Annotated in this window: 15 protein-coding genes; 8 read left to right on the forward strand and 7 right to left on the reverse strand. The window is 41.4% G+C overall.

Going from position 1 to position 14,129, the window contains the following annotated elements; all coding sequences use genetic code 11:
- Positions 1-8: 8 nt before the first annotated feature.
- Positions 9-995: a YihY/virulence factor BrkB family protein gene (locus BLQ87_RS26285; protein ID WP_074611902.1), complete on the forward strand. Its 987-nt coding sequence runs from the start codon at positions 9-11 to the stop codon at positions 993-995.
- Here BLQ87_RS26285 and BLQ87_RS26290 read toward each other — a convergent pair.
- Positions 992-2,932: a DNA topoisomerase IV subunit B gene (locus BLQ87_RS26290; RefSeq protein ID WP_074611903.1), complete on the reverse strand. Its 1,941-nt coding sequence runs from the start codon at positions 2,930-2,932 to the stop codon at positions 992-994. The genes BLQ87_RS26285 and BLQ87_RS26290 overlap by 4 nt on opposite strands.
- 112 nt (positions 2,933-3,044) lie before the next feature.
- Between BLQ87_RS26290 and BLQ87_RS26295 the strand changes: the two genes are divergently transcribed.
- The 5 genes from BLQ87_RS26295 to BLQ87_RS26315 all read left to right on the forward strand — a co-directional run bounded on the left by BLQ87_RS26295 (position 3,045) and on the right by BLQ87_RS26315 (position 8,718).
- Entirely contained in the window at positions 3,045-4,415 is a 1,371-nt protein-coding gene (locus BLQ87_RS26295) for an APC family permease (RefSeq protein WP_074611904.1), read from the forward strand.
- A 36-nt stretch (positions 4,416-4,451) separates the two neighbouring features.
- A complete protein-coding gene (locus BLQ87_RS26300) occupies positions 4,452-5,798 on the forward strand; it encodes an MFS transporter (protein ID WP_074611905.1) in 1,347 nt (448 codons plus the stop codon).
- 111 nt (positions 5,799-5,909) lie between these two features.
- Positions 5,910-7,256: a DEAD/DEAH box helicase gene (locus tag BLQ87_RS26305; RefSeq protein ID WP_074611906.1), complete on the forward strand. Its 1,347-nt coding sequence runs from the start codon at positions 5,910-5,912 to the stop codon at positions 7,254-7,256.
- Positions 7,257-7,785: 529 nt separating this feature from the next.
- Positions 7,786-8,277, forward strand: a complete 492-nt coding sequence (locus BLQ87_RS26310) for a BON domain-containing protein (protein ID WP_143010556.1) — start codon at positions 7,786-7,788, stop codon at positions 8,275-8,277.
- Positions 8,278-8,295: 18 nt separating this feature from the next.
- Entirely contained in the window at positions 8,296-8,718 is a 423-nt protein-coding gene (locus tag BLQ87_RS26315; protein WP_074611907.1) for an SH3 domain-containing protein, read from the forward strand.
- 143 nt (positions 8,719-8,861) lie between these two features.
- Here the strand turns inward: BLQ87_RS26315 and BLQ87_RS26320 are convergent, their stop codons facing one another.
- The 3 genes from BLQ87_RS26320 to BLQ87_RS26330 all read right to left on the reverse strand — a co-directional run bounded on the left by BLQ87_RS26320 (position 8,862) and on the right by BLQ87_RS26330 (position 10,858).
- A complete protein-coding gene (locus tag BLQ87_RS26320; protein WP_074611908.1) occupies positions 8,862-9,590 on the reverse strand; it encodes an acyl-CoA desaturase in 729 nt (242 codons plus the stop codon).
- A gap of 115 nt (positions 9,591-9,705) precedes the next feature.
- Positions 9,706-10,203 (reverse strand): cupin domain-containing protein, encoded by a 498-nt coding sequence (locus tag BLQ87_RS26325; protein ID WP_074611909.1) that lies wholly within the window; start codon positions 10,201-10,203, stop codon positions 9,706-9,708.
- Between the two features lie 67 nt (positions 10,204-10,270).
- Positions 10,271-10,858 (reverse strand): hypothetical protein, encoded by a 588-nt coding sequence (locus BLQ87_RS26330; protein WP_074611910.1) that lies wholly within the window; start codon positions 10,856-10,858, stop codon positions 10,271-10,273.
- 65 nt (positions 10,859-10,923) lie between these two features.
- On the opposite strand from BLQ87_RS26330, the gene BLQ87_RS26335 reads away from it, so the two are divergent.
- Entirely contained in the window at positions 10,924-11,196 is a 273-nt protein-coding gene (locus tag BLQ87_RS26335) for a hypothetical protein (protein ID WP_074611911.1), read from the forward strand.
- 215 nt (positions 11,197-11,411) lie between these two features.
- On the opposite strand, the gene BLQ87_RS26340 is transcribed toward BLQ87_RS26335, so the two are convergent.
- The 3 genes from BLQ87_RS26340 to BLQ87_RS26350 form a co-directional block, all read right to left on the reverse strand.
- On the reverse strand, positions 11,412-11,774 hold the full coding sequence (locus BLQ87_RS26340; protein WP_074611912.1) for a response regulator transcription factor: 363 nt from the start codon (positions 11,772-11,774) through the stop codon (positions 11,412-11,414).
- A 110-nt stretch (positions 11,775-11,884) separates the two neighbouring features.
- Positions 11,885-13,075, reverse strand: a complete 1,191-nt coding sequence (locus BLQ87_RS26345) for a PAS domain-containing sensor histidine kinase (RefSeq protein WP_074611913.1) — start codon at positions 13,073-13,075, stop codon at positions 11,885-11,887.
- Positions 13,076-13,087: 12 nt separating this feature from the next.
- Entirely contained in the window at positions 13,088-13,309 is a 222-nt protein-coding gene (locus tag BLQ87_RS26350; protein ID WP_074612009.1) for a helix-turn-helix domain-containing protein, read from the reverse strand.
- A gap of 142 nt (positions 13,310-13,451) precedes the next feature.
- Between BLQ87_RS26350 and BLQ87_RS26355 the strand changes: the two genes are divergently transcribed.
- On the forward strand, positions 13,452-14,117 hold the full coding sequence (locus BLQ87_RS26355; protein WP_074611914.1) for a hypothetical protein: 666 nt from the start codon (positions 13,452-13,454) through the stop codon (positions 14,115-14,117).
- The last annotated feature ends 12 nt before the right edge of the window (positions 14,118-14,129 follow it).

Consider the following 14,129-nt stretch of genomic DNA (forward strand, 5'->3'; position numbering starts at 1 on the left):
GCAAGAACATGAACTTTATAAAAAAAATAATCCGCTTTCTTAAAGCAACAGGTCACCTGTTTATTGCGGCCGGAAAGGGCTTTATTGAGGACAGGGTAATGAAGCTCAGTGCTGCATTGGCTTATTACACGATATTTTCCCTCACCCCGCTGATCATTATCATCATTTCTGCCGCTACCTTATTTTTAGGAGACAACATGGATCCCAACACCAAATTATTTGGTGAGATCAGCGAACTCGTCGGTAATGATGCTGCGAATCAACTGCGGAGCTTTGTTAACAATGCCAATTACTCCGGAAAAAGCACCTTCGGGTTGATCATTGGGATTGCTACACTGGTTATTGGTGCCACCGCAATATTTATTGAAATCCAGGATAGCATTAACCTCATCTGGAAAGTAAAAGCCGTTCCTAAAAAAGGATGGAAAAAATTCCTGACCAACAGGCTGCTCTCCTTTTCGCTCATTGCTTCCCTAGGCTTCCTGTTACTCGTTTCTCTGGTGGTCAATAGTATTGTCGTCGGCTTAGGCAATAAGATCGCGCAGTACATCCAGATTGAAGAAGTATCAGAGATCATGATGCTCGTAGTGACCAATGCGCTTACGCTTGCGGTAGTGACCTGTATCTTTGCCACTATATTTAAGGTATTACCAGATGTCCGGATCAGGTGGAAACCTGCCATCATCGGCGCCCTGTTTACCGCCCTCCTGTTTGGTCTGGGTAAATATGTGATTGGAATTTATATTGAAAAAGGAAACCCGGGTTCTCCCTTTGGGGCGGCCGGATCCATCATTGTGATCCTGCTCTGGATTTACTATACCGCGATTATCTTATACTTTGGCGCAGAGTTTACACAAGCCTATGCGGAGAAGTATGACCATGGAATTGCACCAAGTAAATATGCGGTACTGACCCGAACTATTGTGGTAGAGAGTGAAGCGGAAGTCCTTCCACCACAACATCCGGAAGATACAGTAGATGCGGAAAAGGGTTAAGCCGATTCCGCAATTACTGATTCATCATCTATGTTTTCTTCATCTACGATATCATGACTTACCGCAGCTGTAGCTGCGCTTTCATCTGCTGAGACCAATGCCTCTATGGTATCTTTTTCCACCCTTAGGTTTCTGATGATGTGTTTCTGTCTGTCTGGCGTATTTTTACCCATATAGTATTCCAGCAAACTCTTAATCGTCTGATCTTTCAGGATCACAGGGTCCAACCTGATGTCTTTACCGATGAACAATCCAAACTCATCCGGTGAGATCTCTCCCAGTCCTTTAAATCGGGTGATCTCCGGTTTGTTACCCAGCTTTGCAATTGCAGCCTTACGCTCCTCATCGCTATAGCAATAAATCGTTTCCTTTTTATTACGAACACGGAATAAAGGAGTCTGAAGGATGTATACGTGTCCTGAACGAACCAGATCAGGGAAAAACTGAAGGAAGAAAGTCATCATCAACAAACGAATGTGCATCCCATCCACATCGGCATCGGTAGCAATTACGATATTGTTATAGTGTAAACCCTCTAATCCATCTTCAATATTTAAAGCATGTTGTAAAAGGTTGAACTCTTCATTTTCATACACTACTTTTTTAGTCAGCTCATAACAGTTCAAAGGTTTCCCTTTTAAGCTGAATACCGCCTGACAATCCACATCCCTTGATTTGGTGATCGATCCCGAAGCAGAATCTCCCTCAGTAATAAATAAGGTAGTTTCGTATCTTTTTTCATGGGTGCTGTTGAAGTGCACCTTACAGTCTCTTAACTTTTTATTGTGCAGGGATGCCTTTTTAGCCCTGTCGTTGGCCAGCTTTTTAATTCCGGCAATGTCTTTACGCTCCCGCTCCGACTGCAGGATTCTTTTCAATAAAGCATCGGCAACATCTGTATGTTTGTGCAGGTAATCATCCAGTTCTTTCTTCACGAAATCATTGATGAAAGTCCTTACAGAAGGCCCGTCCGGTCCCATGTTCTGTGAACCTAGTTTTGTCTTCGTCTGCGACTCAAATACCGGCTCCTGAACACGCACAGAGATCGCGGCAATAATGGATGCCCTGATGTCCGCAGCATCGTATTCTTTCTTATAAAACTCTCTGATCGTTTTCACGACCGCTTCTCTGAATGCAGCCTGGTGTGTACCTCCCTGAGTGGTATGCTGCCCGTTTACAAATGAATGGTAATCTTCCCCATACTGTTGTCCATGGGTCATGGCAATCTCAATGTCGTTTCCTCTCAGGTGAATAATCGGGTAACGAATGGTTTCTGCACCTGCATGTTTATGCAACAAATCATACAATCCTCTTTCAGAGAAATATTTATCTCCGTTAAAATTGATGGTCAGCCCGGCATTCAGGAACACATAGTTCCAGATCATGCTTTCCACAAAGTCAGAGATATAGTGGTAGTTTCTGAAAATACTTTCATCCGGATAAAACGTAATAGCGGTACCATTGCGCTGAGTAGTATCAATGATCGGATTGTCGAGCACGATCTCCCCTTTCGAGAACTCCACCTTTTTGGTTTTATTATCGCGGTAAGATTGCACCGAAAAACTGGTGGACAACGCATTTACGGCTTTCGTACCCACCCCATTCAGACCTACAGATTTCTGAAAGGCATTGCTGTCATATTTACCCCCGGTATTAATTTTGGAAACACAGTCTATCACTTTACCCAAAGGAATCCCACGACCATAATCGCGTACGTTTACTTTTTGATCGGAAACAGTGATTTCGATGGTACGTCCGGAGCCCATTACAAACTCATCAATAGAGTTGTCCATGATTTCCTTAAGCAATACATAAATCCCATCGTCCTGCGCAGAACCATCGCCAAGTTTACCGATATACATACCGGGACGCAGTCTGATGTGTTCCTTCCAATCGAGGGAGCGTATACTATCTTCGTTATAATTCGGTTCAGCCATGATGTATGTGTGAGTAGATTTACAAATTTAAGGTAATATGCCGGGGAATCAATCACAAAGTTTCAACAAATACACATTTTCCTGTATCTTCAAAGAATAAAACCGACATCCTATGCCGCCTAAGAAACAGCTCTCCCTCTTCGACTTATCTATGATTGTGGTGAGCCTGGTCATAGGGATGGGCATATTCCGGACGCCGGTAAATGTCGCTGCCGGCGCACAGGTCCCGGAACTATTCTTTTCTGCCTGGATCATAGGCGGATTGGTGGCACTTTGCGGCGCGCTTACCTATGCCGAAATCGGCTCCAGGTTTCCGGTAACCGGCGGTTATTACAAGATCTTTTCTGCATTTTACCACCCCTCCATTGCCTTTGCCATCAATTGTATCATTGTTGTTTCCAATGCCGCTTCTGTAGCAGGGGTATCCCTTATAGGATCAGAATATTTCAGTAAAATTATCCTGCCTGCAGAACTGCAGACTGAATTCTCCAGAATCATCATTGCAGCCATCACGATCGCTTTATTTTATGTACTGAACCTCATGGGCCTGAAAGTAAGTTCAAAAACGCAGAACGTACTTTCTATGGTCAAAATAGGGATGGTCCTGATCCTGATCTGCGCTGTTTTTGCAGGGCCGGGAGCAGAAAACATCAGCAGCAGTCTTCCTGCATTTAAGACCACCACAGGAATTGCGCCCAGCTGGACGGATTATGGAAAAGCCCTCGGCATTTGCCTGATTGCGGTATCCTTTACTTTTGGAGGTTACCAGCAGGCCATTAATTTTGGCGGGGAAACCAAAGAAGCCAACAGGGTAATTCCCAGGGCAATCATGACCGGTCTGGCCATCATTATTGTGTTATACATGTCTATCAATTATGCCTATGTAAAAGTCATTGGCTTTGAGCAACTGAAAACAGCAGAAAGTATCGCCGCCATCCTAGCCGGGAAACTATTTGGTCCCGCAGGCTTCACGATTCTCTCCTGCCTGATCTATTTGTCTGTATTGGGTTATGTTAACGTGAACCTGCTGAGTAACCCAAGGGCGATGTACGCCATGGGCGAAGAAGGTGCGCTCCCAAAAATCTTCAAGAAAAGAACTAAAAAAAATGAAGTGATGTTTGTCAGTCTAACGGTCTTTGCCATCACCTCGATCTTCACGTTGTTTTATGCACAGACCTTCGACAAAATCCTGAACTATACGATCTTTTTAGACTGTATTGGAATGGCAACCTCCGCAGCAACGATCTTTTTTCTTCGCAAACGGACGGCACACCTCGATAAAAAGACGATCTACAGCATGAAATTCTATCCCTTACTGCCGGTTATTTTTATTGCTGCTTATTCCTTTGTAGGCATCAGCATTTACCTGAATGATCCCGAAGCAGGAAGAAATGGCCTGTTGATTTTTGCAGGATTTATCCTCATCTATTTCATCAACCGCTTCTTTAATGGCAATACAACCCCGCAAAATGAACAGAACTGATCACACTTATATAGCTACCGAAGCCCTTTATTCATCATGCCGATAAAACAATTGCCCCTAAAAAAAGAAATCGCCTACGCTGCCGGAATGATGGGCTGGAGCGTTATGACCAATATCATCATCGTTATGCTACCCTATTTTTATCTTCCACCCAACAATTCAGGTTTACATCCTTTAGTGCCACAACTGCTGGTATTCGGAGCTTTTAACATTTTGTCTTTGATTGCTGCTTCCGGAAGGTTATTTGATGCGATCTATGATCCTTTTATTGCCTCGCTGAGCGATGGTAGTCAGCATCCAAAAGGCAGACGAATTCCAATCATGAAATATGCGATCATTCCCGCAGTCATCTTCTGCTCCCTGGTCTTCTATCCATTGGTAAAGGGAGAAAGTGTAACGAATGCCTGGTGGCTCACTTTTGTACTGGCGGGCTTTTTCATCTCTGTAACGACTTATATCATTCCCTATAATGCACTATTGGCGGAACTTACCCATAGCCCGGACCAGAAAGTGCGGTTATCCACTTATCAACAGGTCGGCTTTGTATTTGGAATGATCATCGGCGCATTGTGCAATAATTACGCTGATATGATCCAACATTTTTTCCAGGTTACCGACCGCGCCCAGGCTTTGCAATATACCATCTGGGGACTGGCCATTTTCTCTGGTCTGGTGATGATCTTACCGATTATATCGATCGATGAAAAGGAGTTTACGGAAGGAAAGCCCACACATATCGCCTTACTTCCGGCCATTAAAAATACGTTTAGAAATTCCAACTTCAAGTATTACCTGATTTCCGATTTCACCTATTACATCGCCCTGAGCATCATTTCCAGCGGCTTACTCTTCTTTGTGACGGTACTGTTGGGACTGCCAGATTCTGATGGTGGCAAATTTATGGGGATCATGGTAATCCTTTCCCTGGTATTTTATCCTTTCATCAATTATGGTTCAAAAAGATTCGGAAAAAAGCCTCTCGTTCTGGTGGCCTTTGGAGTGCTCAGCCTGATATTTGTTACCATTTTTTTCCTGGGGAAACTCCCCTTCTCTTCGACAATGCAAATGTATATCCTGGTGATCTGCGCTTCCTTTCCCCTAGCCTCCCTTGGAATTTTGCCCAATGCCATCCTTGCCGATATCGCACAACAGGATACCCTGGAAACGGGCGAAAACCATGAAGGCATGTTCTTCGCCGTAAAATACCTCTTTGTAAAGTTAGGACAAACAATGGGCATTGCTATTTTTGCCATGCTAACGGTCTATGGTAAGGACCCGGGTCACGACTACGGACTCCGGTTAAACGGAGTGGTAGGCTTTGTCTTATGTGTCCTTGCTCTATTGTTTTTTAGCCGCTTTAAAGAAAACAAACCCACTAACTAACAGCGATTTAAGTATAAATTCATGGAACACATAAAAGCCAAAAGTTATATGTACCTTTGGCGGGAAACGATATTCTTTCGTTTCATTATTATACATTAAAATACAAACACATTGTTATTCGAAGAATTAAACCTGATTGAGCCCATTTTAAAAGCGCTGCAAACAGAAGGTTATACGCAACCTACCCCCATACAAGAACAATCTATTCCAACCATACTTCAAGGCAGAGACTTATTAGGATGTGCGCAAACCGGTACAGGTAAAACTGCTGCCTTTGCGATCCCTATGCTTCAGCTTTTAAGTAAGCCACATACAAATACTAAAGTTCATAAAGCCATCAAAGCATTGGTATTGACACCAACGCGGGAACTGGCCATCCAGATTGAGGAGAGCTTTAAAGCATATGGCAAAAACCTTCCGATCCGTCACCTGGTGATCTTCGGTGGTGTGGGACAAAAAGCACAAACAGATGCCCTTCACCGTGGTGTCGACATCCTGGTTGCCACTCCCGGCAGATTATTAGATTTGATGAATCAAGGTTTTATCAACCTTCGTGATATCGAAATCTTCGTTCTGGATGAAGCAGACAGAATGCTGGACATGGGTTTCATCCATGATGTTAAAAAGGTAATCACAAAGCTTCCTGTAAAAAGACAAACCTTATTTTTCTCGGCAACCATGCCGCAGGAAATTCAGAAACTTGCAGATACCATCCTGACAAGCCCTCTAAAAGTGGAAGTTACTCCGGTATCTTCTACCGCAGAGAAAATCAAACAGGAGATGTATTTTGTAACTAAGAACGATAAGAAAAACTTATTGATCCACATTTTACAGGATAAAACAATCGAAACTGCATTGGTATTTACCAGGACTAAACATGGTGCTGACCGCATCGTAAAAGACCTGATCAAAGTAGGAATCAAAGCAGAAGCAATCCACGGAAATAAATCGCAAAATGCCAGACAAAGAGCATTAACGAACTTCAAAGCAAAAGCAACAAGAATCCTTGTGGCTACCGATATCGCTGCCCGTGGAATTGATGTTGATGAGCTAGCCCATGTGATCAACTATGAATTGCCGAACATTCCTGAAACTTATGTACACAGGATCGGTCGTACTGGTCGTGCGGGATTAAGTGGAACGGCCCTTTCTTTCTGCGATGCGGACGAAAAAGATTTCCTTAAAGATATTGAGAAACTAATTGCACTGAAAATTCCGGTAACGGAAGATCATCCTTATGCCATGAGCTGGCAAAGCCTGATGAGCGCCGCCGCAGAAAAACCCAAAGGTGGAAACCCCAGAGGTCAGGGTGGAAATTCCCGCGGACAAGGAAGCAGAGGGAATGGGAAACCTGCAGGTGGTGGTCAAGGTGGCGGACAACGTGAACCTAACCTTAGCGGTGCCAAGAGAACACCTAGTAGCGGAAGCCGCAGGTGGAGCTCTAAAGGAAGCAAGTAAAAAAAAGGGGCGGAATTTTGCTCTAATCTAAAAATCAAGCATACTAATCGAAGATTGAAATCTTTTGCCCTGAAAAAGGGCAAAATTTTCTAGATCTTCTCTTAGCATACTTGATTTTTTTATTAAATGCTGTATTTCCTGAGGGGAGAAACCAAACAGGGAGCAGAGGTTTGGAGTAAACTTATTAGGAGTAAATTTATCAGGGGCAGGTTTATCAGAACAAGCTTATTAAGCCTAATCTATTAGGACCAGACTTCTCAAAGCAGAATTTTAAGGGTAAATCTATCAAGAAGCAGATTTATCAGCGCAAGATCATTTATACAAGAATGTATTTCTTAATCCTGCAAGTCACTCTTTTTTTATCACATTACCTGATATGGCTTACCGCTAAAAAAGCTACTCCCTGCCTGTCTTCAAAATTTATTTCTAAAAAAATCATTAAAAAACATTTTTGTTAAACTTTTTTTAACATCAGACGTTAAGTATTTTCTATATCTTGTATATAGTTAAAAACAAAATCTATCAAAAAATGAAAAACTTAATGAGCAAAATCATGGCTCTTGTAATGGTTGTAGCCTTTATGGGAGCTACAGTTACCGGATGCAAAAACAAACCGAAAGATGCAGACCTAAAAACTGCGGTGGAAACAGCAATACAGGCTAACCCAAAACTGAGTGCTTCCGGTGTAACCGTTGAAAAGGGAGTGGCTACACTTTCCGGACAGGTTCCTGATGAAGCAACTAAAGAAGAACTGGGTAAAGCAGCAGCTGCAGTCCCTGGCGTAACTTCTGTGGTAAACAACCTTACCATTGCGATTACCAATGTTGAAATTGCTGCAGATAGCCCATTAGCTATAGCTGTAAAAGATGCAACAAAAGATTTCCCAACCGTTACGGCGACTGTCGCAGATGGTATAGTGACCTTAAAAGGAGAACTTCAAAAAGCCAATCTACAGAAACTGATGATGGCATTAAACGCATTGAAACCTAAAAAAGTCGACAATCAATTGGTGATTAAATAATTCAGGAGGAACATAAAAATGGCTTTACAAGAAAAATATAAAGAACTGATAGACGTTGCAACAGCTGCAGGCGTGAATGAATTAAACGTACGTGAGCAAGACGGCGTGTTATACATTGATGGTGCAACCAGTGGAACAGTAAAACAACAACTATGGGATACCTACGAACGCCTTGATCCCAATTACGCATCAGGTGATGTCGTGATGAACATCAACAGCGTTGCCGGCGTAGCAGACGGCAGTAAACTAAAAGTAACCACCAACAGTTCAAACCTAAACATTCGTAAAGGTCCCAGTACCAATGATGACATTATTGGTAAAGCTGCCAGACACGAAGTGGTTACACTAGTAGGAAAAGAAAATGACCAATGGTGGCTGATCAAAACTGATCAGGGGGAACAGGGTTACTCTTTTACTCAATACCTTACCCCTGTCGAATAAGGAATAAAAAAACCGGAAAAACAACCCGCTATTTACGCTGGGTTCTGCTCCGGATAAAAACTGTATCCTCAGAGAAGACATAGAAATTTTTGCCCCTTCAGGCAAAAGGTTTCTGTCTTCGAAGAGTGATGCAGTTTTTTCTTTTAGACTTTTCTAATCCGAATGATGTGAAGCCAATGCATCACTTTCATGATCGGATATGTTGGATCAAACTCAAACCATCGCGAGGCGAAGTTCGGGTTATTTGGTTTTTTGTGGTGGTTGTTCTGAAACAACTCTCCCAGCATCAGGAAATCCAATGGCAATGAGTTTTTACTATGGTCATCATTATCGTGGTTTGAGTAGCCATATTTATGTCCACACCAGTTCACAATCGCACCATGAAGCGGCCCCATTAAGAAATGGATCGGCAGTAATAAAAACATCCACCATGCGGTAGCAAATGCTACATAAAACCATATATAGAAACTAATAAATATAATTCTGGTGATCCAGGAATCACCAATCTTATCAATGATTGGCCATGACGGGTATTTATCTCTGAATTGTTCTTCAGGTTCTACATTATATTTTGAGTAATTGAGGTAGATATTTTTTGTTTTGATCATCATTCCCCAAACATCTTTTACAAAATGTGGAGAGTGCGGATCCTTTTCCGTATCACTAAAAGCATGGTGCATGCGGTGTAAGATGGCATATGCTCTTGGGTTTAAAAAAGAGGAGCCCTGAGACAGGAAAGTAATGGCATAAAAAAACTTCTCCCAAAAACCATTCATTTTAAACATCTTATGTGAAGCATAACGGTGTAAAAAGAAAGTTTGTGAAAATAGGGAGAGGAACCAGTGTAAAAGAAAGAAAACTAAAATGATCATATTTGTTTGTATACGTACGGCTATTAGATTTATACGGATGTTTGGGCTGCAAAATAGCAAAAAAAATCCCGTAAAAGTTTTACCAATACGGGATTATATCATAGATTATATTGTTTTACCTGCCAAAGTCGTCCTGTACCCTCACGATATCGCTTTCATCAGATGGGTTTTCCGGATCGGTATGTTGCCAGATCTCTGAGACGATTCCCCAATCATCCAGACCAATCAGACGGTGTCTTTCTCCTTGTTTTAGCTTGATTGTTTGTGCTGGTGCCAATTGCTGAACATCGCCTTGCTCATCAGTTTCACTGATACTCACGCCTACTGTACCATTTACCACTCTCCATATTTCTGCACGACGGTGGTGATATTGCCATGAAAGACGTGTTTTTGGAGCTACAATTAATATTTTAGGGCTCAATTTACCTGAAATCTTTAATTCATCAACATTTAATCCATCAAAATAAACATTGGCAAACTGCTGCGCCTGGTCTTCATCGATTACAAAAAAACCTCCCCATGGGCGGGTTTCATCACGATTAACCACATTAAATCCTTCAATCTTTAAGCGTTGAGCTACGCCATCGAATATTTCTTTTTTCTGATCTGACATTTTGTTCTGATATTTTACACGCCAAATATAATAATATCGCTGTAAAATGAAACTCCTGTTCAGGGGATTAAGACAGCCGACTGATTTCCAGCAGGTCTTCATTCAGATCGACAATCAGGTCATAGAGCAGTGCTACATTCTTGTCGCCGCTATTTATTTTCTGATCGAGAATCTCATAATAACACTCATGAAACTCCTCATAAGTTTCATCAGGAACATCGATCACCATCAGTTTAAGCTGACAACTTGTATGGTATAGCATCTGCGCCATGGAGAGATAAACACCTGGCAGGTTATCCAGCAGGTCAGTGTAAGTCTGGCTTCCCCAATCCATCAGGTAGCAATAATAATTATCTGAGGCCAGCAAATTGTATTCCTCATTACTTAAAACCTCCACTTCATCCAGGTTATTGATGAGAAAGTAGGTACTTAAGCACTGGAGGGTCTTATCTACAGAGGACAGCAATAGCTTCACGACCTCATCATCTACCGATCTGAGCAATTCATAATCAGTATCAGAATTCGAATCTGCATCAACCAATCCTTTCAGATCCGAAAGCTCCTTCTCATGAGCAAGAAGAAAACCATTTTTACAAAACTCATTGATCGCAAAGCTCAATACGTGTGGCACGATCCCTTTAATTGCATCTTCCAAAATTCCCCCCTTTCGAATATTTAAGTTTTTAAAGCTAAAAAATCTAATGTCATAACAAAACAGAAATGAGAAGAATTAATTTTTTCATGATACCTTTAATCATGGAATATGAAATCTCAGATATTGTGATCATCTACATCAGAAATCAGTTCAACCCCTTCCTAAAAATTGGAGATCGCATTTATTATCAGGTAGAAACAGGGCTCCCACACCCAATAGCAGAGTGTTTAATTACCCACCTCGATCTATATTATCAGTATGAGCTAAAAGAAGATCCTGACATGACAAATAGATTTTATTACGAAATACAGGACCTCAATTGTCATAGTAATGTTTAATTTCAATTCATTGAAACTTTCTTATAGTGAAGTCCGTTATAGTCATAGTTTGTTTGGTTTAGGTTGGTCTGTGGTGGGCCAACCATCAATTAACAGGGATACCTCTCCAAGGTCATCCCTGTTTCCTTTTTACAGCTTTTGTAAATAAAAAAAGCCCTTTTCAGGCATACGGTTAAGTTTGCTCAAAAAGGGCTTATCATATTCGGAAAAGCTGGCTATTTTTCCAGCAGTTTTTTAATTCTTTTAACAATATAATCAATATCGAATGGCTTGCTGATGTAATCATCTGCGCCGGCAGTAATACTGAGTTCTTTATTCTGATCATTTGCGGACATTACAATAATCGGAATATGTTTGGTAAAAAGATCTGATTTCAGGTCTTTACAAATCTCGGCACCATCGCCATCCGGCAACATGACATCTAAAATGAATAGATCAGGCACAGAATCTTTCAATTTTTCTTTTAATTCTGTAAAAGTAGACGAAAGTTGTAATTCATATCCCTCATCCTTAAGTAAAACACCAATTATATATCTGATATCTTCATCGTCTTCAAGTACATGTATTCTTTTGATCATTTTTAATTGTTTTTAAATGGAACTTCAGCGAAGTACTAGCAACAATTTTGCCATAGATTGCAAAAGGGAGTGTAATTGTTACGATAATCTCATTAACATAAAAAACAAGATTAGTTTTTCAAGTCAACATTCTTTGTAGAAACATTTATTTTGGTGATGATTTCATCCAGCTCCAGCGCCGACCGTTCCAGCATTTCCAGCAAGGAGACATCTGTCTGGTTGCGTTCAGCATCAGCTTTCAGCAAATTAAGGATGCCAGCGATATTACTTACCGGCCTGCGAAGTTCATGTGAATTGTTCCAGGCAATATCTTTGAGCATCTGATTTTTACGCAGCAAACGTTGCTCATAATTCTTGCGCAGCGTAATATCCCTTAATGCACCCACCATCTTTTCTGCCTGCCCGTTTTTGTCCAATAAAATAAACGCCTGATTGGAAACATACTTATAAGTTCCATCAGCACACTGTAACTGATATTCACAGCGCCAGGAGTTGCTGAGCTGCGCCAGGGATTCCTCCATACTCTGCTCCACCCGTTCTCTGTCGTCGGGATGAATTTTACTCAGGATCCATTCTCTTGTATTTTCAGAAATTGCGGCTGTGTATCCAAAGATTTCTGTAAAACCATTCATCCAATCCAGTTGATCCGTCCGCGGACAATATTCCCAGATCACATCATTCGTCACACTCGTTACCGTCTCATAGACATCCAGCAGTTCTTTAATTCGTTCTTCTGCTTTGACATGTCTTTCTATATCAATCGCAATTACTGTATAAGCCGGTTTCCCCCGGAATATGGTTTTATGATGAGAGATCAGCATATGAAAAACATCTCCGTTTTTCTTTTTATGCAGCCACACTCCAGATGCCCGGCCTTCCGGATGTTCCGAATTCAGGTATTCTTCCAGTTTATTCCGTTCTTCGGTTGGCCTCAGGTCAAGTACTGTCATTTCTAAAAGCTCCTTCCTGCTATAGCCATATTTACTGACCATCACTTCATTCACCTCCATCAGCCGGTAACTGCTTAGGTCTAATACATAAATAGCCGCAATAGAGCCTTCAAAAAGCTGTTTATAACTTTTCTCTACGCTGGAAAGACTTCTGCGGTGCATTTCGATCAACAGAAACAGGATCAGGCCGGAAACGATTAGAAAAATGAGGTTCTTATAATCATATAGAAAGCTCATGTCCTTCCCTGGAGTACGTTCATCGAGTCTTTCTATCCAATGACTACCCAGATTTAACCAGACCGCCCCCAAGGCAATATAGACGAACGTAATAAAGGCTGATTTTTTCCGCATGCTGAATTCTGCTTAACCTTCTTCGATCAATGTGAGGTCATGATACATTTCTTCCAGCATCTCTGTAGGCTTTACATTAATTGCCAGTGCAATCAGATAGAGCTCTTCAGCCCTGAGCTTGGAAGTCTCCCTCAGGGTAAGCTCATTCATTCTTGCCTTTGTCAACCCCGTCTTTCGTGCTACCTCAGACTTATTTACAGAACGCTGCCCCAAGTAATATCCCAGTTTAGTCATAAAATGTATAGATTTTTTTAACATTAATATAGATAAATATATAAATGAAGAAGATAATCCATACTATAATTGGTTAAATTAAGGTATTATCTATACTTTTGTATAGATAATCTATACAAACCTTATTTCTTAACCCGTCAATATGAAAGAAGAAAACAAAAAACCGGTCAGCCTGACCTTTAGTGCACGCATGTCTGCTTTACATCTGGCCATGCTATATAGCTTTATGATTAAAAGAATCTCCAAAGGCTACTCCACAGCAGAGGCCTCCTTCTTAATGGGCTACCACATAGATTTCATCAAACAAAAGGAAGAGCTGAAAAGTATAGGCTTCTCTTTTGAAGACATGCATTCTTTCAGACATGCCATGGAAGAGATTTCTTTAAGGGCGATGACTCCCGGGTTTGAACAACAGAATTACACGAAAGACTATCTCCTGAAAAAGCATATCGAGGGGTCCAGAATTGAACATAAGATGTTCCGTATAGAAGAAGATCGGTCTGAGGTGCTGGTTTTCCAACTCATGGAAGAGAACCCCGATTACATCAGGTATCAGACCGCAGAAAAGGAAAATGCAGCCGAAGTGAAAGCCATTTTAAATGTTCTTTTTGAAGGTCGTCTGTTTTTTAGTCCGCAAACTCCTTTAGCCATTTATCAGCGTTGCCGCAGCGCTATCGGCAATGAAAGCATTGAACCCCGGTATATACAGGCCGCACTTACAGCACTCACAAAGAAAAATAATTTTCCGAAACTCAAAAGAATCAGATCAAATGAATACGGTTGCAGGTATGAAAAAGTATTTGAATAACCATAACACATC

The sequence above is a fragment of the Pedobacter steynii genome (genome assembly GCF_900103665.1).
Lineage (GTDB): Bacteria > Bacteroidota > Bacteroidia > Sphingobacteriales > Sphingobacteriaceae > Pedobacter > Pedobacter steynii.